Genomic DNA, 1,852 nt, shown 5'->3' with positions numbered 1-1,852 from the left:
GTATGTTCCGGCATTTGCACATGAAGTAGAAGCAACGAATTGTCCACTAACTTTAACGATATTAGTCACATCGCTATCACAATTATCAGTTGCAACAGGAGCACTAGCTTGCGCAGAAGTTAAACCTGCTGCATCACTACATTGAATGGTTATATCCAAACTTCCAACTAGAGTAGTCCATGTCGGTTTAGTAGTATCTTCGATGGTTATCACTTGCGTGAAAGTGTCCGAAGTATTACCACATTCGTCTTTAACTGTCCACGTATTAGTATAAGTACCAGCATTACCACAAGATTGAGAAGCTATAAACTGACCGCTAGTTTTAACGATATTAGTTACATCACTATCACAATTATCAGTTGCAGTAGGAGCATTCGCTTGCGCTGAAGTTAAACCTGCAGCATCACTACATTGAATGGTTACATCCAAACTTCCAACTAGAGTAGTCCATGTTGGTATTGTAGTATCTTCGATAGTTATCACTTGCGTGAAAGCATCGGTAATATTACCACAATCATCTTTGGCAACCCAAGTATTAGTATACGTTCCAGCATTTGCACATGAAGTAGAAGCTACAAACAAACCGCTAGTTTTGGTATAAGTAACTATAGAACAATTTGCAGTAGCAGTTGGTGCTTGATTTTGTGCTGTTGTCAATCCGGCAACATCACTACATTGTAATGTAATATCTAATGTTCCTGCTTGTGTAATCCAAATTGGAATAGCGGTATCTTGAACAGTAATTACCTGAGTAAAGACTGTTGATATATTAGTACAAACATCAGTAGCTGTCCAGGTATTAGTATACGTTCCAGAGTTTACACAGTTACCTTGGGCAAAAGTTCCACTAACTTTAGTATACGTTACCGTTCCACCACAATTATCAGTTGCTACAGGAGCACTTGCTTGCGCAGTTGTTAATCCTGCAGTGTCGCTACATTGTAATGTTACATCAAGCGCAGCTGGAGCAGTTGTCCAAGTTGGCGCGGTGGTATCCTGAATAGAAATTATCTGAGTAAATACAGAAGAAACGTTAGTACAAACATCAGTAGCTGTCCAGGTATTAGTATACGTTCCAGAGTTTACACAGTTACCTTGGGCAAAAGTTCCACTAACTTTAGTATACGTTACCGTTCCACCACAATTATCAGTTGCTACAGGAGCACTTGCTTGCGCAGTTGTTAATCCAGCAGTGTCGCTACATTGTAATGTTACATCTAGAGAAGCAGGAGCAGTTGTCCAGGTTGGAGCAGTAGTATCCTGAATAGCAATTACCTGAGTAAATACAGAAGAAACGTTAGTACAAACATCAGTAGCTGTCCAGGTATTAGTATACGTTCCAGAGTTAACACAGTTGCCTTGAGCAAAAGTTCCACTGATTTTAGTATATGTTACTGTTCCACCACAGTTATCCATTGCAACAGGAGCACTTGCTTGTGCAGTTGTTAATCCTGCATTATCGCTACATTCCAGCGTTACATCAAGCGCAGCTGGAGCAGTTGTCCAAGTTGGCGCAGTAGTATCCTGAATGCTAATTACCTGAGTAAATACAGAAGAAACGTTAGTACAAACATCAGTAGCTGTCCAGGTATTAGTATACGTTCCAGAGTTATTTGTCAATGTACCACTTATATTAGTAGCATTGTTTCCAGCAGCAGTTCCTGAAATCCCAACTACATTTGGAGCTGACCAACTATAGGTCGTACCAGACGGAATTGTTCCATTAGTTCCATTTGTTGGTGTTACAGTAAAAGTACCTCCACTACATATACTAGTAGCAGTTATATTGTTCAATACTGGTTTCGGATTTACCGTTACTGTTACCGTAAAAGTACTTCCTGTACAGATTCCC

General features: G+C 40.0%; 1 protein-coding gene. It reads right to left on the bottom strand.

The features are described from left to right. On the bottom strand, positions 1 to 1,852 hold a 1,852-nt coding region (locus B8T70_RS23425; RefSeq protein ID WP_304529091.1), incomplete at both ends, for an Ig-like domain-containing protein.

This window comes from Flavobacterium sp. AJR, from assembly GCF_002156885.1.
Taxonomy (GTDB): domain Bacteria; phylum Bacteroidota; class Bacteroidia; order Flavobacteriales; family Flavobacteriaceae; genus Flavobacterium.
This window is presented reverse-complemented; position numbering and strand designations above follow the sequence as displayed.